At 57.7% G+C, this 18,888-nt stretch carries 24 protein-coding genes; 16 read left to right on the plus strand and 8 right to left on the minus strand.

Going from position 1 to position 18,888, the window contains the following annotated elements:
• Positions 1 to 131: 131 nt before the first annotated feature.
• Positions 132 to 626, plus strand: a complete 495-nt coding sequence (locus K1X75_13240) for an SRPBCC family protein (protein MBX7059024.1) — start codon at positions 132 to 134, stop codon at positions 624 to 626.
• A gap of 33 nt (positions 627 to 659) precedes the next feature.
• On the opposite strand, the gene K1X75_13245 is transcribed toward K1X75_13240, so the two are convergent.
• Positions 660 to 1,268 carry a glutathione S-transferase gene (locus K1X75_13245; protein ID MBX7059025.1) on the minus strand — a complete coding sequence of 203 codons (609 nt, stop codon included), beginning with the start codon at positions 1,266 to 1,268 and terminating at the stop codon, positions 660 to 662.
• A 486-nt stretch (positions 1,269 to 1,754) separates the two neighbouring features.
• Between K1X75_13245 and K1X75_13250 the strand changes: the two genes are divergently transcribed.
• The 8 genes from K1X75_13250 to K1X75_13285 all read left to right on the plus strand — a co-directional run bounded on the left by K1X75_13250 (position 1,755) and on the right by K1X75_13285 (position 6,249).
• On the plus strand, positions 1,755 to 2,165 hold the full coding sequence (locus tag K1X75_13250) for a hypothetical protein (GenBank protein MBX7059026.1): 411 nt from the start codon (positions 1,755 to 1,757) through the stop codon (positions 2,163 to 2,165).
• Positions 2,166 to 2,302: 137 nt separating this feature from the next.
• Positions 2,303 to 3,190: a M23 family metallopeptidase gene (locus K1X75_13255; protein MBX7059027.1), complete on the plus strand. Its 888-nt coding sequence runs from the start codon at positions 2,303 to 2,305 to the stop codon at positions 3,188 to 3,190.
• A gap of 26 nt (positions 3,191 to 3,216) precedes the next feature.
• Positions 3,217 to 3,468 (plus strand): hypothetical protein, encoded by a 252-nt coding sequence (locus K1X75_13260; protein MBX7059028.1) that lies wholly within the window; start codon positions 3,217 to 3,219, stop codon positions 3,466 to 3,468.
• 249 nt (positions 3,469 to 3,717) lie between these two features.
• The gene (locus K1X75_13265; GenBank protein ID MBX7059029.1) at positions 3,718 to 4,089 is read left to right on the plus strand and encodes an STAS/SEC14 domain-containing protein; all 372 of its coding nucleotides are present in this window, start codon (positions 3,718 to 3,720) and stop codon (positions 4,087 to 4,089) included.
• 275 nt (positions 4,090 to 4,364) lie between these two features.
• On the plus strand, positions 4,365 to 4,787 hold the full coding sequence (locus K1X75_13270; GenBank protein MBX7059030.1) for a hypothetical protein: 423 nt from the start codon (positions 4,365 to 4,367) through the stop codon (positions 4,785 to 4,787).
• Positions 4,788 to 4,812: 25 nt separating this feature from the next.
• Entirely contained in the window at positions 4,813 to 5,490 is a 678-nt protein-coding gene (locus K1X75_13275; GenBank protein MBX7059031.1) for an HAD family hydrolase, read from the plus strand.
• Between the two features lie 4 nt (positions 5,491 to 5,494).
• Complete coding sequence (locus K1X75_13280; GenBank protein ID MBX7059032.1) at positions 5,495 to 5,707, plus strand: hypothetical protein; 213 nt, start codon at positions 5,495 to 5,497, stop codon at positions 5,705 to 5,707.
• Positions 5,708 to 5,904: 197 nt separating this feature from the next.
• Positions 5,905 to 6,249, plus strand: a complete 345-nt coding sequence (locus K1X75_13285) for a hypothetical protein (protein ID MBX7059033.1) — start codon at positions 5,905 to 5,907, stop codon at positions 6,247 to 6,249.
• 59 nt (positions 6,250 to 6,308) lie between these two features.
• On the opposite strand, the gene K1X75_13290 is transcribed toward K1X75_13285, so the two are convergent.
• Positions 6,309 to 6,620, minus strand: coding sequence for a hypothetical protein (locus K1X75_13290; protein MBX7059034.1), 312 nt, complete (start codon positions 6,618 to 6,620; stop codon positions 6,309 to 6,311).
• 447 nt (positions 6,621 to 7,067) lie between these two features.
• On the opposite strand from K1X75_13290, the gene K1X75_13295 reads away from it, so the two are divergent.
• Complete coding sequence (locus tag K1X75_13295) at positions 7,068 to 7,334, plus strand: DUF1905 domain-containing protein (protein ID MBX7059035.1); 267 nt, start codon at positions 7,068 to 7,070, stop codon at positions 7,332 to 7,334.
• A 5-nt stretch (positions 7,335 to 7,339) separates the two neighbouring features.
• On the opposite strand, the gene K1X75_13300 is transcribed toward K1X75_13295, so the two are convergent.
• Genes K1X75_13300 through K1X75_13310 form a run of 3 tightly spaced genes read right to left on the minus strand, consistent with a single transcriptional unit; the run spans position 7,340 to position 8,591 of the window.
• Positions 7,340 to 7,879 carry a TetR/AcrR family transcriptional regulator gene (locus tag K1X75_13300; GenBank protein ID MBX7059036.1) on the minus strand — a complete coding sequence of 180 codons (540 nt, stop codon included), beginning with the start codon at positions 7,877 to 7,879 and terminating at the stop codon, positions 7,340 to 7,342.
• The gene (locus K1X75_13305; protein MBX7059037.1) at positions 7,851 to 8,267 is read right to left on the minus strand and encodes a hypothetical protein; all 417 of its coding nucleotides are present in this window, start codon (positions 8,265 to 8,267) and stop codon (positions 7,851 to 7,853) included. Before K1X75_13305 ends, K1X75_13300 begins: the two co-directional genes overlap by 29 nt.
• Before the next feature lie 9 nt (positions 8,268 to 8,276).
• Positions 8,277 to 8,591, minus strand: a complete 315-nt coding sequence (locus tag K1X75_13310; GenBank protein MBX7059038.1) for a multidrug efflux SMR transporter — start codon at positions 8,589 to 8,591, stop codon at positions 8,277 to 8,279.
• Positions 8,592 to 8,706: 115 nt separating this feature from the next.
• Between K1X75_13310 and K1X75_13315 the strand changes: the two genes are divergently transcribed.
• Positions 8,707 to 9,267, plus strand: a complete 561-nt coding sequence (locus tag K1X75_13315; GenBank protein ID MBX7059039.1) for a hypothetical protein — start codon at positions 8,707 to 8,709, stop codon at positions 9,265 to 9,267.
• A 13-nt stretch (positions 9,268 to 9,280) separates the two neighbouring features.
• Here K1X75_13315 and K1X75_13320 read toward each other — a convergent pair whose 3' ends face one another.
• Together K1X75_13320 and K1X75_13325 are read right to left on the minus strand one after the other, a co-directional pair.
• Positions 9,281 to 10,444 (minus strand): FAD-dependent monooxygenase, encoded by a 1,164-nt coding sequence (locus tag K1X75_13320; GenBank protein ID MBX7059040.1) that lies wholly within the window; start codon positions 10,442 to 10,444, stop codon positions 9,281 to 9,283.
• 40 nt (positions 10,445 to 10,484) lie between these two features.
• Positions 10,485 to 11,372 carry an alpha/beta hydrolase gene (locus K1X75_13325; protein ID MBX7059041.1) on the minus strand — a complete coding sequence of 296 codons (888 nt, stop codon included), beginning with the start codon at positions 11,370 to 11,372 and terminating at the stop codon, positions 10,485 to 10,487.
• Between the two features lie 206 nt (positions 11,373 to 11,578).
• Here K1X75_13325 and K1X75_13330 point away from each other — a divergent pair, with 206 nt between their 5' ends.
• The 4 genes from K1X75_13330 (at position 11,579) to K1X75_13345 (ending at position 14,839) form a co-directional block, all read left to right on the plus strand.
• On the plus strand, positions 11,579 to 12,340 hold the full coding sequence (locus tag K1X75_13330; GenBank protein ID MBX7059042.1) for an acyl-CoA desaturase: 762 nt from the start codon (positions 11,579 to 11,581) through the stop codon (positions 12,338 to 12,340).
• Between the two features lie 32 nt (positions 12,341 to 12,372).
• Positions 12,373 to 13,038: a TetR/AcrR family transcriptional regulator gene (locus K1X75_13335; protein MBX7059043.1), complete on the plus strand. Its 666-nt coding sequence runs from the start codon at positions 12,373 to 12,375 to the stop codon at positions 13,036 to 13,038.
• Between the two features lie 10 nt (positions 13,039 to 13,048).
• Positions 13,049 to 13,861 carry an SAM-dependent chlorinase/fluorinase gene (locus tag K1X75_13340; GenBank protein ID MBX7059044.1) on the plus strand — a complete coding sequence of 271 codons (813 nt, stop codon included), beginning with the start codon at positions 13,049 to 13,051 and terminating at the stop codon, positions 13,859 to 13,861.
• Positions 13,862 to 13,948: 87 nt separating this feature from the next.
• Entirely contained in the window at positions 13,949 to 14,839 is an 891-nt protein-coding gene (locus K1X75_13345) for a bile acid:sodium symporter family protein (GenBank protein ID MBX7059045.1), read from the plus strand.
• Between the two features lie 12 nt (positions 14,840 to 14,851).
• On the opposite strand, the gene K1X75_13350 is transcribed toward K1X75_13345, so the two are convergent.
• Positions 14,852 to 17,677, minus strand: coding sequence for a DEAD/DEAH box helicase family protein (locus tag K1X75_13350; protein ID MBX7059046.1), 2,826 nt, complete (start codon positions 17,675 to 17,677; stop codon positions 14,852 to 14,854).
• Between the two features lie 187 nt (positions 17,678 to 17,864).
• Here K1X75_13350 and K1X75_13355 point away from each other — a divergent pair, with 187 nt between their 5' ends.
• A complete protein-coding gene (locus tag K1X75_13355; protein MBX7059047.1) occupies positions 17,865 to 18,827 on the plus strand; it encodes a hypothetical protein in 963 nt (320 codons plus the stop codon).
• The last annotated feature ends 61 nt before the right edge of the window (positions 18,828 to 18,888 follow it).

An 18,888-nucleotide genomic window follows, 5' to 3' on the forward strand; every position in this document is an offset into this window, starting at 1 on the left:
TCCATCGTGATCAAGACCTCGATCCCGGCAGATCACGATCCTTTCCCGGCTGCCGGCGCCGTCAGATCCATAATCGTTTCGGTTAGCCGAAAGGTCCTTGCAAGGCGGCCGGAATCAACTAGCTTTTGAGCATGAAGGTAGTCTTGATTGTCCTCCTCATCCTGGTCTTGCTGGTTCTGGCAATCTACCTGGCTGGAACTCTGCTGCCCGTAAGGCACACGGCGCAAGTACATGTTACGCTTCAGGCGCCGGCTGGCAAGGTCTGGGATCGACTCAGCGATTTTTCAAAATACCCTGCCTGGCGCACAGGGATTCAAAGCGTAGAACGTCTCGAAGATCGCAACGGCTTGCCGTTGTGGCGCGAAACCTCCGCCCACGGCGCGGTCGACTATCTGACCGAGGAGTCTCTGCCGCCGCAGCGAATGCGACGCCGGATCGTCGACAACAAGAACTTCGGCGGCGCCTGGACCATGGAACTCAAGGAGCGCGGCGGTACAACTGAACTTGAGATCACCGAAGAGGGGGAGGTCTACAATCCGGTCTTTCGACTGATCTCTCGTTTGATCATCGGACACCAGGCAACCATGCGCGGATTCGTCGATGATTTGCAGCGCTCTTTGCAGTAGATGCTTCGCTTGCTTGATGGCAGGCGCGCTCGACTAGGCCTCAATTCCAGGCATGCTCACAAAACCGGGCATGGCCCGAATCCGACGCATCCAGGCCAGAATTGCCGGGTAAGGCGAAAGATCAAATTTTCCCTCGTGCGCCAGCGCCAGATAGGGATACACGGCAAGGTCGGCGATGGTAGGCGCAGCGCCGACCAACCATTCTGCTTTTGACAGTTGTCCATCCACGACGGAGCAAACGCTGGCCGCCATCTTCTCCGCCGCTTCCAGATCCAGCGCCCGGCCGAACTTGTAGTGCGCACGCATCGCCGCCGGTCCGCGTGTGATTTCGTTTGCGGCCGTTGAGAGCCAGGCTGCCGTCTGAGCAACCCCCGCCGGATCTTCCGCCAGCCAGACGCCGCGGCTGTACTTCATCGCCAGATAGACCAGGATTGCCTGACTATCGCGCACTGCCAGTCCATCCTCAACTAGAAGCGGAACCTGGCCAAAGGGATTCATTGCGAGAAATTGCGGGCTCTTCTGCTCGCCGGCAGCCCCGTTCACAATGCGGCTGCGGTATTGCAGTTTGAGAAAGGAGAGAAGCATCCTGACCTTGTGGCAGTTGCCGGAGATCGGAAATTCGTAGAGCTCGATGTTGGACATTCCCTGAAAAGAAGAACGGCGACGGCGGGACTGGCCAGTCCTTTTCGTCGCTTAAGCGGAGGAGCAAGGCGTCAGCGGCGCGCATCGTAATCTCCCTCCTCCCGTGAGACAGCGGCCTTCCATGGCATTTCCGCGCCATGCCCGGTTGTTCCGACCGCCATTGGCGAGGGCCGACGGCCGGTAGTATACCGTAGCTCGCATCGGGAAAACGAACACGGTCCCTCTATTTTTGGCGAACTTCCCGATTGCGCAATCGTCTCACTTGGGACGATAGACTGTCTTCGCGCGCCGCCGAAACTTTCAGCGCATGGACAGGCAGAGTTCAAGCGAAAGCTCACGTTAGACCCTGCCATCCAAGTCAAGAAAACAATTCCGGTAAGCGGCGGGGCGTTTCATTTTGTCCCCTCAGGCAGCGTTGGTTCTGCCGGCCGTGTTAGGTTTCTCAGTTGTATTGACATCTCCACCAGTATCTATACTTGTGGAAACATGAATAAATTCACTTCTCTTATGCTTATAGCCATCTTCAGCGTAAGCATATTCAGTTGCGGCCCTTCTCAAGAAGAACAGGAAGCTCAAGACAGCGAGAACTTCCTTACGCTGTTATTTGCATATATACTTCTGGCGCCAAAGCCGGTGGTTCGATTTGTCAATAACTCCGGCGGCTCGGAGAGTTACGCAATTCGATCGTATCCTTGCGCCGGAACGGTATTTACTTTTCCTGATAACCCGGTAGCCAACGGCGTCACCACGGCATATCGCAGCATTGGAGCTGCCGGCAACTTTTCTATCCAATACACGTCCGGCGGCAGCTGCACTACCGGCCCCTACAACTTTGTCTTAAACGGCAGCTACACCTGTACGTCAGGAGTATCAACCATCACTTGTTCGTCGCCCTGATCTAGGCTCGGATCGTCACGCGGGCCGCCTTTTGCTTTGCCAGCAAGCGGTCTGCGTTGATGTTCGGAATCGACGGGGAACTTCGGCACGACATGAACGATTGGCTTAGAAGAGCTCGATCTTTGCCAGTTTTACTGATGCTGACAGTGCTCCGCCTTGGTTGCACCGTGCAACCGCCATCGCCAGAGGTTCCCGTTGCCCAGGTCCGCATCCTGCTCGATGGCGGCTGGGTTCCGCTATCTGATAGCGGCGCTTTTGATTTTTCTGCGCTTTTGGGCGACGATTTGCCGCCATTTGTTTTTCGATTTCTTGGCGAACCAGATTTCTACCTTGTCGGGGTGAACGCTTTTATTGCCGATATTTGGAACTATAATCTCAGACTCGAATCGGCCGGCGCGGGAACCTACCGGCTCGCCGCACCGGATGGATCGCAGCGTCTTCTCTTGCGCATCGTCGACACTGAAACAATCGCTATAATCAGCGATCAACTTGCGCCCGGCGGTAGCGCTCTACCGCGGGGGATCCGACTGCGCAAAATCTCGCCGGCGATTCGCGAGCAATTATCGCACAATGTACACATTCGCGCCGCAGCAGATCATCGAAGCATATCACATCTGGCAGTTGGACTGGCAGTCAGCGAAGCTTCTCCAGTCGGCGCGGTGGCGGCAGGCGTTGTCGTCCGTGCGCAGAATCGGGGGCCGTATGGCGGCTTTGTTATGATCCACCACGGCGACGGCCTGGTAAGCGGATATCTGCCGCTCAGCAGGATCTTTGTACGAAGCGGCGATGAAGTGCGGCCGGGAACCGTAGTTGGCGTTTCAGGCACATCCTCTCACTGGCCATTTATCGCCGGCGAACTCGAATTTGCTATATGGACCAATACACCTTCGCCTTTCAACAACCCCTACCATCCGCAGACAGAGGCAATCGATCCTGAAAATTTTGACTGGCGTACACGCACCTCCGCTCCAGTTGGACAGCCAGCCCTGCTTGGTCCAGAGCGCAGCAACGCGACGGGCCAATAGTATAGGATGCGGCTTCTAAATTCAATATGCACTACAAAACAATCGAATTACCTTCGCGAGACGAGCTTCCCATAACGGCTGACCTCTACGCTGTCCATAAGCCGAAGGCTTTCTGTTGCTCTGTCATTGATCACACTCGACGCATGGACCGCAAATACGTAAGCCAATTCACTCCCTATACCGGCGGCTTCCATGGTTCAAGAACGCTCTGGGAAGAGGTAGAGGGATCGGAAGATTGCCGGCAGGCGCCAGGGGCCTTTCTCGCCCGGCTGGATTAGCAGGCCGCTGAGCTGTTTCGCCAGCCGAGATGCGCTCCACATGAAATGTCACAAATTGATGAATACAGCTATTTTTTTGGCTGCCCGTTCAAAGCTGTGACCGTGCAGCGGGGCATTGCTGCGGGCCTTCGCTATGCAATCATCTTGACTTCTGGCCAGCATCGAACATCCTATTACTGACTGGCCGCTGCCTCGGCGGAACTTTCAAAGTCACGGTCGCTTCCGACATTGGACAATTCAAGACCGACTATGCCCTACACAGTAACCTACTTGAACGAATGGCAGGTCGTCCAGATCGCCTACGAGGGCGAGGTGAGCCCCGCTGATCTGGAGGCCGCACTTTACCAGGCTGCGGCTCTGGCCCAGGAACACGGCACGGAAAAATTTCTGGCGGATTGCAGCTTGATGGAGGGCGGTCACTCAGTCACCGACCTGTTTTCCACCGTTCACTCCCTCGACGAAGCAAAGATCAGCCACCAAATGAAAGAGGCGATTGTCTTTGATCCGGCCTCAACTATGGCGCAATACATCTCATTTTACGAGACCGCTGCAATGAATCGCGGCTATAATGTCCGCCTTTTCAGCGATCGCAGCGCCGCTCTGGCGTGGCTTAAAGACTGAGCGGACCGGGAGACGTTGCAAATTCGCACCGCACAGTTTCCAATTTCAGGCATGAACGCATTGCGCTATCCATCTTACGAATTACCAATGCTGCTGAGCCATACTGGTATGCTTTGAAATCGCGGCGCTCTCCGCGTCAGCGAATACGGCCGGCAGGAAATTGCATCGGCAACAGGCGATCTACGTCCGAAATCAGGATTCCGGACGACATTTGCGCCCTGACATGCGAGATTCAAGTCCGGCGGCCGTTCGCCGCAACTGGCAGGAGGAGAATCGTGAAATTGAGCGTCAACATAGGTCGCTGGATCCCGCGCACAGTAGCCCTGGCTTTTGCGCTGGCCGAAATCAATGGCACCCGAAAGCACTTCATGTATGAATCCTGGCCGCCGCACGCTCAATTCCACAGTTTGACTGGATTGAGCTTTTACCTGGGACTGACGATTTTCTTTTTTCTGATTACTGAGATTCCCTTTCGCCGGCGCGAATGGTGGGCTTGGTGGTCGATCGTCATCATGGGCGTTTGTGTGCACGGCGCCCAATTGCTTGTCGATGCGCTCAACGCCGGGCTTCGCGGCGGCGGAACATCGCAGGGACCGGGCGTTATGTTCTGGTATCTGGCCATGGTTGGCTTTTCCCTGTACGCCGTCGGCGCCGCTTTGACGCTTCCCCATTTTCTGAAATCCGGGATAGACAAATAGTCGCCATGCAGTCGCCTGTCCGTGGATGAAACCGGTCCATGCGATCCTCTTTGACTATGACGACACTCTGGTGCGCACGCGAGAGATTCGCTACGGCACAATCAAGAAGATGGCGCGTGACGCCTTTCGCTTCTCGATATCTGACAGTGAAATAGACGCCGCTTGGGGAACGCCAGGCGACGTGTTCCTCTTGAAGCTGTTTGGACAGTACGCCGGCGGCGATATGCAGCGCCTGTGGACTACCTACAATGACTATTGCAGCTCGGACCCCAATCAATTTCACGCTGGCGCTGAGGACTTTCTAAGGGAGTTCGGCGGACGATTCAAGTTTGGCATTGTAACTTCATCCAGCCGAAAACGAGTCGATCCAGAACTATCCGCGCTTGGCCTGAGCTTCGAACAATTTGTCGCCATCCAGACCGCCGAAGATTCCAGCGCCCATAAGCCTGATCCGCTGGTCTTTGAACCGATCTGCGCCCGCTTCAAACAGCTTGGCATCCTTCCGGAGAACATACTTTATGTGGGCGACGCACGCTATGATTTTGTAGCATCCACTGGTTTTGGCCTGCAGTTTATTGGAATGGCTCACGGTCCGCGAGAACTGGCCGGATTCCAGCAGCACTCCATTGCCTATGTTCAGAGCTTTCAGGAACTGGAAGCCCTCATGAACAGGGGCCAGAGCGACGCGTCTCAGATGGAGTAATTGAATGAAGCTTCGCCTCCCCAATAAGCAAAGCAGGCCAATGCAACTCAGTCGACGTTCCTTTCATTCCTGGACGGCGGCCGGCGCAAAATGGTTTGGCTATCCCACCTACTGGACGAACCGAGCAGGCGCGCCCAGCGAGGAGTTAAGCGCAACGCCGGATGGCATTGGCGCCAGTCTGGCCGATTTGCTCCGCTTCATCGAAGCAGAAGGATAACGCGGGCCCTATTTGCCAATCAATACACAACGGTATTACCGCCCCGCAAGTCATAGGAACATTTCGTCGCGTCTCCTGAGGCGGCTGACAGCGAACCAATGCGAAACATCCTCGACTCTCGGACTTGAAAAGCCAATTGCAATGCAGCGCAGGCAGAACGAAATACGCCTGATTCTACCAAATTTCATGGAACGTATATGAGCATCAAAGGGTTGGAAGGGCTCAGTGACGAGCGAATTCACTATGAACTGCAAAAGGGGGCCAAGTTCGTTCTGTACGAGTATGCCATTTCAGTAATCGTAATGAGTTTCAAGAACCCATCAAAGCTACACTTCATAAAGGCCGGCGAAAGCCGCGTTGTTCCAGGTCTGATCTACACCCTGATCTCGCTGCTCTTCGGCTGGTGGGGATTTCCTTGGGGTCCAATCTATACCATTGGAAGCCTCATTGTCAATTTGACAGGCGGCAAAGACGTCACCCCGGAAGTGCTTGAAAACTTACAAAAAATGGCCGCGGCTGACGCGCAACCTCAGCCCACATAGCCCATCCTTCGCCTCACCGCTGCGGGCGCTATTCCACAATGGGCGCCAGAGATCTAACTCTATCGCTCGAGACGCTCGTTGGCCTGCTCCGGCGTCAGTCGCGTCAGGAACTGCTCATCCTCCGATCCGCCGGCCAGAAACTCATAGTCCGTCTGGTAGAGGTAGCATGTTCCACACTGTGGGCAACGCTTGAGCAGTTTGCTGCGGCTGCCGCCCGGGGCCAGATCGCGAATCGTTTCAAGCTTGCCGGCAGCATCGGGCAAGGACGTATCGTCATCAGGCCAGCCGTACTTTTGCATGGCATACTCGCGATCTGCCAGCTGACTGCAGATGCTGCATTGTGCGTGCAATGAATTGGAATCAACTGTCATAGACTTAGCCCGTATTCAGAAATCGAAAGGATCTCTCAGTAGTTGGCAAGCACATTGCATGGCAAATCTCTACCTTCTTTTCAGCCCGCAGGCCAGATCGAATCCGTGAAATCCAATTCCGACGAATCGCCGGATCCCCGACCGGCCTTCGCCATTTGCGGCTTAGCTCCTGGCGACCGGAGGCGATGCGGGAGCTGCCGCCGGATTTCTTGCTGGCGGCATCGCCCGGTTGCTGGCATTCTGGATTTTTCGAGCGCTTCGATCGCGGCTTGATTTGTTTCGTTACGAATCTTGAAAGAAAGGATATCTGGCAATGAAGACGATGCGTTCGATAATGGCTCAAGCTCAGGGAATAGAGCAATGGACGGCTTTGCGCCGCGCCGAATTCAACGCACTGCCTGACGACTGAGCTTCCTGTCGCCAATCCGGACTTGAACCTCCTTCGCCATGAAGAAACTTTCCTTCCAGTGCAAACTCTTTCGGCATCCCGGCGCCGGCGGTTGGACCTTTGCAACGGTACCCCCGGAATGCGCGCCGCCTTACAAGCTGTCCTGGGGACGCACGCCGGCGCGGGCCGGATTGGACGGAAAGGAATGGGATACAAGCGTCTGGACGGAGCGTTCCGGCAGAATTCTCCTGCCCATTCCGGCAAAGGTGCGCGGAAAGCGCAAGGCGGGAGAGCTGGTCAAGCTTACGCTCAGCTATGATCGCTAGACCAATTACTGCTCTCTACCCCTGACCAGCTCCAGCAATTTCCGGTTCAGCTTGCGAGTGACCTGCGGCCCCGGTTGGCCCAGCCCCAGAATGGCCGAAAACCAGGCGCCGTCGATCACGTAGCGAATTAATGTAGCCAGGGTCGGATCGCGCTCCGCTTCCAGTCGCTCCTGCCAGACTCTGTAGCGCTTGCGCAAGGGTTGCAACAGCTCCTCGTTGTGAGCCACGACGGCGATCAAGGCTCGCCCGGCCTTTGCCGATCGATCCTTTGTGGAAGCCAGAAGGTAGGCCTCCACAAAGCTTTTGCCATTCTTCATCTCCGCCTCGATCACCCCGTCGAATCGATCGATCATCCCTTCGATCAGGGCCAGCATCAAGGAATCCTTGTCCGGAAAATGATAGAGCAGGCCGCCCTTGCTCACGCCAGCCAATTCTGCCGTACGTTCCAGGGTCAGCCCCAGGCCGCCGTAGCGAAGAATCGCCTCCTCAGCGGCCTGCAGAATTTTCGCTCTGGCGTTAGGTCGCGACTTGTTTGCGGGACTCACCAGCGATCACCAATGCGCGCCACAAGAAGAATGCGCCCACAGATATGGAGTACACTTTGATTGCAATCTCGATGTACTCGTCAACGCTCTGTTGATACAACAATCCAGTATTGTGCCCAAAGAGCAAGGCGTTTAGCGCAAGAAACAACAGTCCCGAACCGGCAGCCGCCAGCCAGACGATGCTTTGCACTCTTTTCGTACGCAGACTGAAAATCGCCAGCATGCTGGCCGCGGCAATCCACAGGTCGGCCAGCGGAAAGGAATAGAACCACGGCAAGAAGCCTGGAACGAGCTCCTGCATCTCTACCAGGCGAGTTGCCACCGCCCCCCAGTATGCAAGGATGCCAAGGGCGGTCAGGCCCAGAAAACTCAATGTTGCTCTTCTCATACACTCTCCTCAGATCAGCTTCAACCACAAGACGCCGACAACGATGAGCGCAATGCCCGCCAGCATCGGCCACGACAGAGTCTCATTAAAGAGGAGCACGCCCGCCACGCTGGCCCCCGCCGTTCCAATTCCCGACCAGATTGCGTATGCCATCGCCAGCGGCAGCCGATTCAACGACTGCGCCAGAAACGCAAAGGCAAGGCCGTAAAGTCCCAGGGCGGCGACAGCCGCCGTCCAGCGCGTCATCCCTGCGCTTTGCTTGAGAAGTACAGTCCCGCCGATCTCGCTGAGAATCGCTGCACCCAGAAATAGCCAGCCGATCATCTTTTATACTTTACCGTCCAGCCGGTACAGTATCAATTACATTTCGGAGGGCAGCCCCTAAAAATGCCAGGGCCCTTTGCTTGACTGACAAGGGGCAAAGGCCGCCGCTAACGGCATGCCACGCAACAACCCTCATCTTTCGCGCCGCCTGGGCTTTTGGGCTGTAACTGGCGCCCTTCTTGGAAGCTTCATGGATGGCTTTCACACCTTTGGCGGAGTTACGAGCTATCCCGGCGCCCTGTTGCTGCGCGCCGCCTGGTGGACTCCGCTGATCTTTGCCCTGGTCTATGTCCTGATCGCCATGGTATTTGCGGCATTGGTCCGAAACGAAGCAGCGCCTTCGCGTGGCGCAATTTTTGGCGCACTGATCATCTTTGGCGCACTTTACGCCATGACCGGCTTTGCGCCACTTTCCACCTGGTTCAAGGCCATCCTGTTGCTACTGGCCTGGGTCGCGCTCTGGTTTCTATCGCGCTGGTCGCGCGCGGCCCTCGCTGTTGGCTTGATTGGCGCGCTGCTGGGTCCGCTGGCGGAAATTGCACTGGTGCAGCTTGGACTGCTGCGCCATCATCCGGCGGATTTTCTGGGAATTCCTCTCTGGCTGCCGGCCCTGTATCTATGCTGCGGCGCCGGTCTTGGGCCATTTTTGTATTATTCAGTAGCAAATCACGAATAGTTGAGGGAGCAAATCAGCTATCGTCGCCCAGTACTTTCGCCAGCTGCCGCTGCATGGCCGCCGCTGGCGTAAGCCGCACCATCAGGTTGCGGACGGCACAGGCCACTGCATTCTCCATCTGCGCCATGCGACCCAGACGCCAGGATTGATTGGTAATGAAGGCAGTACGCGGCCTGCGTCGCGCTTCGTAGTTCTCAAACGACTGGCTCAGAGCTTCGTTGCCAGAAATACTCTGCGCCAGCGCATCCGCCGATTCAATGGCCATACAGGCCCCCTGCCCGAGATTGGGCGTCGTGGCGTGCGCTGCATCGCCAAGCAAGGTGATGCGACCCTGACGCCATCGTCTCATTGGCGCAAAGTCATAGATATCATTGTGCAAAATTGCCTCAGCTGGCGTATCTGCAATCAGCTCGGCTATGGGCTTGTGCCAGTCGCCAAACATCTGCAGCAGCGTTTCCTTCTGCTTCGCAGCGGCATCCTCCCGACCAGCAGGCGCGTTGCCGGTGGCAAACCAGTAGATCCGCTTGCTGTCGAGCGGTATGATTCCGAAACGACGACCTCTTCCCCAGGACTCGGAGCAAGCGACGCCTGTCGTTTCATGGCGCGCCTGGACCACGCCGCGCCACGCGCTGTAGCCGGAATAACGCAGCCTGGTCTCCGGAAAAAGATGCTGGCGAACCATGGAGCGTATGCCGTCAGCGCCAATCAGCATCTTTGCGCGCGCCTGCTCGCCGCCGACAAAGTGCGCCACAACTTCGCCTTCGCTTTGTTCGATACTGGCGCAGCTGCAACCCAGTTTGACGCTTGAGGGCGGCAATGCTTCAAGCAATATCCTGTGCAATGCGGCGCGGTGGATCGCGACGCTTGGTTCGCCGTACTGCTCCTTGAAGGTCGACGCATCCGTCGACGAGAGGAGCTTGCCGTCCGCTTTGCGAATCTGAATCTGTTGCACAATCGATCCTTGCCGGATCACTGCATCGGCGAGGTTCAGTCTACGCAACGAGCGCATGGCGTTGGCCGCGACGATCAAGCCAGCGCCCACATCACCGGGATTGGCAACACGTTCATAGACGACGGTATCTATGTCTGCTGCACGCAGTGCAATCGCCGCACACAGGCCGCCAATGCCTCCGCCGACAATGATTGCTGAATCTTCTCTGGCTGCGTTCGCTTGCATCAGTCATTGCTCCCGGATTGGGATGACTTTCCACGCGTCTTTAAGAAGTCGAATCGCTTTTGTTACGCGGCAATTTGCCAGAATCCGCAAGATCCAGCAAGGCGATGAGCGCCTCGGCTACTTCGCGCGGCCTTTCCTCTGGCGAAAAATGTCCAGCGCCGCGCAGCTGCGTCACCGTGCATTGCTGCAATCGAGCGGCAAGGTCCTTGCCAATCGCAAACGGGAAATAGCGGTCCTCGTCGCCCCAGATGATAGCAACTGGAAAAGAAAAGCGGCGCGCCCGTTCGCCAAGTTCGCGGCGCGGCGTGGTGCGAAAGTGGCGATAAAAGTGAGCAAACCACTTCCGGCCGTGCGGCGAATCCAGAAAAGAAAGGTAATCATCAAGCTCGCTGGAAGAAAAGCAGCCGTTGGCTACAAATGGAGCAAACATCGATTGATGAATGATTTTGAGCGGTAAGAGCGAAATCAAAACCCGGGTTGCCGGCGTTTGCGCCAATGCCACCATCCCGTTAAGCAGCAGTCTGGTTGCAAAAGCGATCGCCCCGTGGGCCCGGGTATTGATCAAGGCCAGCGTACGTACGCGCTGCGGATTCTGCGCCGCATAAGCCAGCGCCATCAGGCCGCCATAGTCATGGCCAATCAAATCGACCTGTTGAATTCCAAGAAGATCGAGCAACTTGCCAACCCGTGGAAACTCGTCCTCATAACGCAAACTGGCCGTGAGCGAGCGCTCAGAGGCCCCCCAGCCAAACCAGTCGGGCGCCAGAATACGCCGCTTGCCCTCAAGAAACGGTATGACCTTGCGCCAGCAACGGTGGTCTTGCGGATAACCGTGCAACATCAAGCAGGGCGAGCCGGCGCCGTACTCAAAAAGCTGCAGGCGAAGCCCGTCAATGCTCAGGCTGCGTTCCATAGGACGACTGAGCACGAGCCCGAGACTGGCGCCGTCAACCAAAAGGAAGCCCCGCAGGGGCCACAGCCCGGCCCCGGGCCCTCAAGCGAATACTGCTTGTCAAAACTAACGACGTTAATTATAGTGGCGGAAATAACTAACAAAGTTAGCCATGGCGCATCCAATATCTAACGATGTTAGACAATCGACCCGGCGCAAGTCGGAACGGGGAGACTTATCCTATGATCGCTATCCTGGCGTTTTTCACGGCCCACTGGTTCCTTTCGGCCTTTGCCCAGACCTTCTTTCTGCATCGCTATGCCTCGCATAAGATGTTTACGATGAGCAAGGCCTGGGAGCGATTCTGGCACCTCTTCACATTGCTGGCCCAGGGGCCGTCCTATCTAAACCCCTATGGCTACGCAGTTCTGCATCGCATGCACCACGCCTACAGCGACACCGAAAAGGACCCGCACAGTCCGCATCATTCTGCGAACTTCTTTGACATGATGTGGAAAACCAAGCAACGCTACGACGACTACTGCTACCGGCGCGTCACGCCGCCGCGCGAATTCGCTCAGGGCGCGCCACAATGGCCGATGCTTGAGCGCCTCGGGCAATCGTGGATCTTTCGCATCGCCTTTGGCGCGCTCTACGCCCTTTTCTATATCGCTGTAGTCCCCGAAGGTCAATGGGGCTGGTACCTGCTACTGCCGATGCACTGGCTGATGGGACCAATCCACGGCGCCATTGTGAACTGGGGCGGCCACAAGTATGGCTATGTAAACTTTCCCAAAACGAAGGATGAATCGCGCAATACTCTGCCGGTGGACTTTCTGGTGCTGGGCGAACTCTTTCAGAACAACCACCACGGTCGAGCGACATCGCCCAATTTTGCGGCGCGCTGGTTTGAGATCGATCCGGGCTACCAGATCACGCGTCTGCTGAACGCCCTTGGCGTAATCCGCTTCACAAAGCAGGAAACGCTGGCGGCGGCGAGTTGACAGATCCAGGGACCGCAGGCGCCATGAACGCGATGGCGCCTGCACGAAAACCCGCCGCCCGCGCCCGCCGTTCAGAGCGGCCGGCGCGCCGCACGCGCGGATCGCTCAGTCGTCAGGAGATTCTGGAAGCCTCGCTGGCCATTCTGATGGAAGAGCAGGTCGAGGCGCTGAGCATGCGCCGCATTGCAGAGCGGCTCAAATGCAGCGTGGCCAGCCCCTATGCGCACTTTACCAGCCGCGAAGAGATCATTCGCGAGCTGATTGCCGCCGGCGAACGCCAATTGACCGCTGAATTGCGACAGGCCCAGGTCAGTTCGCCCGATGTTTATCTGCAGCTCAACGCCATTGCCCATGCTTACTGGAGTTTCTCATCGCGCAATCGCGAGTTGCACAAATTGATGTTTAATTCCGGAGGCGGAAAGCTTTACCGCCAGGCCCTGCCGGCGCTGCCCACGAGCTACCGCGTCTTTCTGGAAACGATTCGTCGCGGCATCCAGAGCGGGGCCATTCGCTTTTCGCGGCGCAGCTATCCTGCCATCGCCCGCACAATGTGGTCGTGGATGTACGGGCTGATTGTTCTGGAGATGAATGATCTGCTGCGAGCGCGCAAGGCCTCCGATCCGGTCGAAGAGGGAATTGCCCTGTTTCATATTTTACTGCGCCGCGGCGAAGCCTTCGATTCAGAATCGAAGGCTTGACCTGACCCGCGTGCGTCCGCTCGCTGTGCTGGTGGGACCCATTGTACTGCTTACGGATTTTTCTACGCGCGACTGGTTTGTTGGCGTAATGCGCGGGGTTCTGGCGGAGCGAGCGCCGCAGACTGCGGTGCTGGACCTTTGCCACGATGTTCGTCGCGGCGACGTCCGCGAGGGCGCTTTCATGCTGCGGGCCAGCGTGCAGTACTATCCGGCCGGGACCGTATTCTGTTGCGTCGTGGACCCTGGCGTTGGTTCCAATCGGCGCGCCCTGGCCGCGCGCTGCAACGGCCGTTTTTTTGTGGCGCCGGACAATGGTCTGTTGACGCACATTCTGAACGATTCTGCAGACGTGCACTCCGTGGAAAATCCCGACTGGCTTTCCAGCAAGCCCTCGGCGACCTTTCATGGCCGTGATATCTTTGCTCCGGTCGCGGCGCGACTGGCCGGCGGCGCTCCGCTCAAAGAATGCGGACCGCGCCTCGATGATTGGGCGCGACTGGACTGGCCGGCCGTCGCCTGGCGGCGCGAGGGGGCTCATGGAGCAATCATCTACGTCGACCGTTTCGGAAATCTGATTACTAACATCGACTGTGAAGAATTTGGAGCAAAATTCCCCAGGGCGGCGGATTCAGCGCTCTTGCTGCGCGCCGGCAGCGCAGTGATTCAGGGTTGCGTGCTTGGCTATTCCTCCCAGCGTCCTGGAGAGTTGCTTTTCTATCGCGGCTCAGCCGGGCTCTTTGAGATCGCCGTAAATCTGGGCGACGCAGCCCAGATGCTGCAGCTGCGCGCCGGCGATCCGGTTGAGATTCGCATCCCCGAGTGATCCGGGGACGGTGCGACAACCGCATTTTCGTTTTGGACGCGTCACTTTTTGATTGCCTTCCCGATTCCGTGAGCTGGCGTCTGGCCCATGCAAATAGATCAGAACTCGCAAGCCATGCTTGGGGTCATGCTGGCAGTGGTCATGTTTGGCATGGGCCTCGGTCTGACCTTTCGCGATTTTCGACGCGTTGGCCAGACGCCGTGGCAGGTGCTGATCGGTTCGGTAGGCCACTTTGTATTGATGCCCATCGCCGCCCTGGCCGTCGTTTTGATCTTAAAGCTGCCGCCGGAACTTGCTGTGGGCGTAATCATTGTGGCCTCCTGCCCTAGCGGCGCCACTTCCAATCTGCTCAACTTTCTGGCTAAAACCGACGTTGCCCTGGCCGTAATCATTACCGCCCTTTCCACTCTACTCTGTCCGCTTTTCACGCCCTTGATTGTCAAATTTCTTGGAGGCTATGTGGGCGCCGGTCAGGTCGAAGTTGACGTATCGATGATCGACATGGTAAAATTTGTCGCGGTGATCATCGTGATTCCGGTGCTGCTGGGCATGCTGTTGCGCAAATATGCCGGCAAGGTTGCCGGCGCCATCGAGAAGCCGTTCAAGATTTTCGGCATCTTGTTGCTGCTTGGCCTCATTGCGCTGGTAATCTTTAAGAACCGCGAACAATTCCTGGATATCGTCGGCGCCGTGGGCGTTGCCGTGGTCCTGCACAATAGCCTGGCGCTGCTGCTTGGCTACTTTACGCCGCGCCTCCTGCGCGTGCCCGTGGCGCAGTCCCGCACCATTGCCATCGAAGTTGCCGTGCAGAATACGACGCTCGGTCTGGCCATCGCCCTGCAATACTTCAACGCCACGGTGGCCATGCCAGCGGCAATCTTCAGTCTGTGGATGTACATCACCGGATTGACCCTGGCCTTCTTCTGGTCCAAAAGGCCAGCGCCGGTTGCGCCAGGACTGCATGCCGAAGGCCACTGACGCCTTCGATGCTTATTCCAGTACATATACTTGCAATAGTTCAAGCTCTGCGTCGACGCGGCTGTCGCGCCGCACGCGGAGCACGCGACGCTCGCGCTCCTGACGTGCGCGCAGCAGCTCATTTTCCAGCCGCGTAACCTGCGAGCGCTGGGCGACGGCCTGATTCTGGCGCAGCTTCAAGCGCGCGCGATCCAATCGTTCCTCCAGCTGGCGGATTTTCTTCCCGTAGCTGATCTCCAGCTTGTACTCTTCGCGCTTGAAGACCGGATGCAAGGCATCTTTCAATTTTTCGGCCCGCCCTTCGGCATCTTTCAAAATGACCTGCAGTGCAGCGGCCGCTGGCGCCTTCAGCATTGCCAGCAACTCATCATTGGCGGGCAGCGGCAGACTCTGGTAAGCGCTGCCGCGCACGCCTGGCGGAAACAGCGGCTCATCCAGGGCGCCGACGCGCTCGTAATTCGGACCGCTGGCCAGCGCCCCCTGTAATTCCACACGACTCATTCCATTCTGGTAGTGGCAGAGAAAAACAAAATAGAGGCCGCGCTTGCCGACGCCGCGCAAGCGGCGGATAGTCTTGCGCCCGGAATGTTCCAGAAAATAGCGCAGCGCCTCGTCGACAAAGGCATGACCGACAGCCAGAAATTCTACGCTCTCCTGCTCCAGAGCCAGCTCCGAACGAAAGGTGGCCGGGCGTTCGCTGCGCCGCTGCTCGTCGTAGAGCAGATAGTCGGCGGCGGGGGCCGAGGCAAAGGCCGGCGTCGCCTGCGCGCCAGCGCTGAGCAATGCCGGAGGCGCCTTTCGCAGCTGGAAGCGCGCATTCGTCGATAGAGCGCTGTAGCGCTGGCAGAGCCGTTCGATCTCGTCATTGTCCAGGCGACGACGCGAACGAGTATGATCGTAGTAGTCGCTCAGATTGAAATCCAGGCAGTGCGGCGTTACCAGATCGTTCAGCTTGCGATAACCGCTATCGGCGATGCGCAGCTTGGCTTCCAATTCCTGCTCCAGTTCGGCGCGACTCTTCTGACCGGTAATAAAGCCCATCAAACTGTTCTGAAAATCAAACTCATCCTCCAGCACGCCGAGCAGGATATCCGGCGGACCGATCGTTTCCTCGAATAGTTTGATCTTCTTCTCCAGCACTTCCAGTACGCGTTCCGCGACCGTGTCGCGGGTGGCAAAGTTGACGATGTAGACGTCGCGCGTCTGCCCAAAGCGATGGATGCGGCCGATACGCTGTTCAATTTTCAGAGGCGACCAGGGCAGATCATAGTTGATTAAGATGGAAGCGAACTGCAGATTGCGGCCTTCGCCGCCAGCTTCAGTGCAAATCAAGACATCGCCCTGCGCTCGAAATTGCTGAATGGCCTCCTCCTTGGCCTGCAAGCTCAGCGAGCCATGAAAGGAAACGACGCGAAAGCCGGCCGCGCTGAGGCCTTCTTCCAGATAGTCCTGCGTGGTGCGAAACTGAGTGAAAATTACGAACTTGGAGTGGCCCTCGCGTCGCATCCGCTCCATGGTCTCGACCATCTTGGTAAATTTGCGATCGCCGCGGATGGACCGTCCCATGCGGATCAGAAAGCCCAGGGTCATGGCTTCCTTGCGCATCTCCTTAAAGGTTCGCTGCGGACTGCGCTCCAGAGAGTCCAGTTCCGTTTCCGGATCGTCGCTGTCTTCCAGCTCCTCCAGCCTGTCCTCCAGATTGAATTCGGCGCCCAGCGCAGCGCGCAGTCCGGTCAGGCTCTGTTCCAGATTGGCCTTGCGCTTTTCCAGAGCGCGCAGCAATGCGCGCGTCGAGCTGTCCAGCAGCTTCTGGAATACAATCATGATGAAGCTGACGGCACGGTTCTTTTCGCGCATTGCCAGATTGTATTCCCGACGCACATAGTCCGTAGTCTCATCGTAAAAGGCGCGTTCCTCCGGGCCCAGCTCAAAGCGCACCGTTCGCGCATGGCGCTTGGTAAATCCGCCCACCTCCACCTTGCGACGCCGCAGCATCACCCTGGCGACCTTGCTGCGCAGTTCCGCCAGACGCCGAGAGTCCGGCGCATCGTCCATGCCCAGAACATACTCTTGCAGGAAGGACTGATGCGGCCCAAGCAGATGGGGATCAAGCAAACGCACCAGATAGTATAGCTCTTCCAACTTCCCGCGAAAGGGCGTGGCTGATAGCAAAAGCAGCGCCTCGCAACGCTCGGCAATACGCTCCGCAAAGGCGTAGGCGTGAGTCACTTTGGAATAGTCGCGACGCAGGCGATGGGCCTCATCGAAAACCACGACATCCCAGCGCGCCTTGAGCAGCTCATCAGCATAGCGCGGATTCTTTATAAAATCGATAGAAGTCAGGATGCGCGGATGCCGGGACCAGGCGGCGGCAAATTCATAAAAGTTGCGCCGCTCTAGTATTTCGTAGTCCTCGTTGAATTTGTTTTTCAGCTCTTGCTGCCACTGAATCGTCAGCGGCGCCGGCGCCGCGACCAGCACGCGAGAATAGCCCTTGCGAAAAAGCAATTCCTTCAAGATCAGTCCGGCTTCGACGGTCTTGCCCAGCCCTACCTCGTCCGCCAGCAGGTAGCGCGGTCGCAGCGCGTTGGCGACGATGTGCGTCGCTTCGATCTGATGCGGCAGCAAACGCGTACGAGAATTGGACAGACTGGATAGCTTATCGTAGAGATGGGAGAGCTTGATACGATGGGCATCGAGTACGCCAAAGGCAAAATCCAGGTCCTCCGCGCTCTGAGCGCCGCACAGCTCGCCCAGTTCAAGATCGGCTGGCCGGCGAACGGCGCTGGCGGGCGGCGCGAAGGCCGCACGCTGAAAGGGCAATAGGTCCTGTTCCATGAAACGGTTGAGCAAAGCGCCGCAGCCGGGCAATCTGGAGGATTATGTCTCCCACGGCCAGGAACTTTCTGGCGTCCGGCCGCTGCGGCCGCACTTCATTTTTCGGGAACGCCGGCCAACTCCGGAGCGCCCAGGCGCGGACGCGGGCTCTGATTGACGCCGGAAAGGCGGCGGGCGGCGCTTCCCTGTGTCGCTGCTGCGGACGATTGTCCTTCTTGCATTCCTTTCAGTCCCCGCCTGCCAGGGCGCCTTGCGCAATTCCGAACGCAGCGAAAACGATCCGCGCTATCGCTATTGCAATGCCGGCTTGCGCGAAGCGGAAGTGTCTTCGGCGCTGCAGCAGCTCAGCGCCGCCCAATCAGCCTGTGAACTCAATGATCGAGGATTGTTACAGCTTCGTATCGGCGACGCACGCCTGGCAGAAAAAGATTGGCAGGCGGCGCAGAGAGCCGGTTCGCTCGAAGCCCTCTGGAATCGATTGCGGCTATTTTCAATCCTGGAAGATTCCGCGGCAATTGCCGAGGTTGCAGACCAGGGCATAGCAGGCCAGAGCCAGAGCGCCCAGGAGGCCGCCTATTTACAGATGGCGCGCGATTGTGTGCAGCCCGACCAGGCCCTGGAGCGGCGCATTCTGCTGGAGAGGATATGGATGCAGGGGCGCTCCACAGCCGCAGGGCTGCAGCTGATCGGCGATGCACTGGCCAACGAAGATTATGCTTACGCCGAGCAGCAGCTGGATCGCTTGTTGAGCGTGGCGCCGCAACACGCGGAGGCGCCCTTTGGCCTGGCGTGGATTCGCTATCGTGCGCGCGACTATGCTCGCGCCGCTCCGCTACTGGAGCGCGCCATGGATCTGGGCAGTAGCGAACCGCGACTTTGCGCACTCGCCATTGAGGCGCGGCTTCAACTGGGAGAAGCGCAAAGAGCGCTGGCCAATGCCGCGCGCTGTGCTGGCGCAGGCCGCGATCGTGAGGCTACGCTGCAAGAAGGACTGGCGCGCCTGCGGCTGGATTATCGCGTCGATCTCAAATCCTTGCTGGAAAGACATGAGTCTGCAGCAGATCGACGCTACCTGCTGCGCGCCTGGTACGGAGTAGACCAGGGCGACGGCGTTCATTCTTTGAGCGACGAATGGCGCTACCTTCAGTAAGATTTCAAAATTGATACTGCAGTATGCACGGTGTGGAACAGGAAAATCTGCTTGTAGGCCG

It is taken from the genome of Leptospirales bacterium (assembly GCA_019694655.1).
Classification (GTDB): domain Bacteria; phylum Spirochaetota; class Leptospiria; order Leptospirales; family Leptonemataceae; genus SSF53.

Coding starts and splice junctions, on each gene's coding strand:
- K1X75_13310 (MBX7059038.1), bottom strand. CDS start 8,591: ATGATCGGCTGGCTATTTCTGGGTGCAGCGATTCTCAGCGAGATCGGC.
- K1X75_13250 (MBX7059026.1), top strand. CDS start 1,755: ATGAATAAATTCACTTCTCTTATGCTTATAGCCATCTTCAGCGTAAGC.
- K1X75_13320 (MBX7059040.1), bottom strand. CDS start 10,444: ATGCAAGCGAACGCAGCCAGAGAAGATTCAGCAATCATTGTCGGCGGA.
- K1X75_13335 (MBX7059043.1), top strand. CDS start 12,373: ATGGCGCCTGCACGAAAACCCGCCGCCCGCGCCCGCCGTTCAGAGCGG.
- K1X75_13290 (MBX7059034.1), bottom strand. CDS start 6,620: ATGACAGTTGATTCCAATTCATTGCACGCACAATGCAGCATCTGCAGT.
- K1X75_13285 (MBX7059033.1), top strand. CDS start 5,905: ATGAGCATCAAAGGGTTGGAAGGGCTCAGTGACGAGCGAATTCACTAT.
- K1X75_13345 (MBX7059045.1), top strand. CDS start 13,949: ATGCAAATAGATCAGAACTCGCAAGCCATGCTTGGGGTCATGCTGGCA.
- K1X75_13280 (MBX7059032.1), top strand. CDS start 5,495: ATGAAGCTTCGCCTCCCCAATAAGCAAAGCAGGCCAATGCAACTCAGT.
- K1X75_13240 (MBX7059024.1), top strand. CDS start 132: ATGAAGGTAGTCTTGATTGTCCTCCTCATCCTGGTCTTGCTGGTTCTG.
- K1X75_13255 (MBX7059027.1), top strand. CDS start 2,303: ATGCTGACAGTGCTCCGCCTTGGTTGCACCGTGCAACCGCCATCGCCA.
- K1X75_13305 (MBX7059037.1), bottom strand. CDS start 8,267: ATGAGAAGAGCAACATTGAGTTTTCTGGGCCTGACCGCCCTTGGCATC.
- K1X75_13260 (MBX7059028.1), top strand. CDS start 3,217: ATGCACTACAAAACAATCGAATTACCTTCGCGAGACGAGCTTCCCATA.
- K1X75_13275 (MBX7059031.1), top strand. CDS start 4,813: ATGAAACCGGTCCATGCGATCCTCTTTGACTATGACGACACTCTGGTG.
- K1X75_13330 (MBX7059042.1), top strand. CDS start 11,579: ATGATCGCTATCCTGGCGTTTTTCACGGCCCACTGGTTCCTTTCGGCC.
- K1X75_13295 (MBX7059035.1), top strand. CDS start 7,068: ATGAAGAAACTTTCCTTCCAGTGCAAACTCTTTCGGCATCCCGGCGCC.
- K1X75_13265 (MBX7059029.1), top strand. CDS start 3,718: ATGCCCTACACAGTAACCTACTTGAACGAATGGCAGGTCGTCCAGATC.
- K1X75_13245 (MBX7059025.1), bottom strand. CDS start 1,268: ATGTCCAACATCGAGCTCTACGAATTTCCGATCTCCGGCAACTGCCAC.
- K1X75_13315 (MBX7059039.1), top strand. CDS start 8,707: ATGCCACGCAACAACCCTCATCTTTCGCGCCGCCTGGGCTTTTGGGCT.
- K1X75_13350 (MBX7059046.1), bottom strand. CDS start 17,677: ATGGAACAGGACCTATTGCCCTTTCAGCGTGCGGCCTTCGCGCCGCCC.